Source organism: Candidatus Hodgkinia cicadicola, assembly GCF_002774925.1.
Map to the genome: position 1 here is coordinate 1 of NZ_NXGO01000136.1, position 759 is coordinate 759.

Annotated in this window: 1 protein-coding gene; it reads left to right on the forward strand. The window is 34.9% G+C overall.

Features of this window, described 5'->3' with window-relative positions; all coding sequences use genetic code 4:
• The coding region (locus MAGTDC_RS03685) for a hypothetical protein (protein WP_278046993.1) at nucleotides 1-759 on the forward strand (759 nt) is incomplete at both ends.

Below are 759 nucleotides of genomic sequence, written 5' to 3' on the forward strand. Positions count from 1 at the left end.
CAAAGAATAAAGTACATTGAAGAAGCAAGGCGAATTGGTAAAGAAGCTGCCACTAAAGCTCTAGATATAACACCAGATGAAAATTTAATTGTTGTGAAAGAGAAATTAGAAAAAGCTTACACAAAAGATCCCAAATTCCGCTCAGTGATTGATAGACAGTATAAGCTGTGTTTAGATATATATACAAATAGTGTAAATAAAACATGCCTTCCAGCAGGACTTCTTTCTCCATTTCCAGAAAATAATTTACAATTAATGGTTCAATCAGGAGCAAAAGGATCAGCTGTTAACACTATGCAAATTTCTTGTCTTCTAGGACAAATTGAATTAGAAGGAAAACGTCCCCCTCTAATGGTTTCAGGACGGTCTCTGCCTAGTTTTCCTCCATATGATGTATCACCCAGAGCAGGTGGTTTCATTGATGGTCGTTTTATGACAGGTATTCAACCACAAGAATTTTTCTTTCATTGTATGGCAGGAAGAGAAGGATTAGTAGACACAGCAGTTAAAACTAGTCGAAGTGGCTACTTACAACGTTGCTTGATAAAACATCTTGAAGGGGTAGCAGTTAACTATGACATGACTGTTAGAGACAGTGATGGAAGTGTTATACAGTTTTTATATGGAGAAGATGGTATGGAAGTAGCAAAATCACAGTTTCTTAAAAAAGAACAAATACCGTTTTTATTAGATAATATTAATTCTATTGTTGACAGTGATATGGTAGAAAAATTAAAAGCCGAAACTAATCTAGAGTGT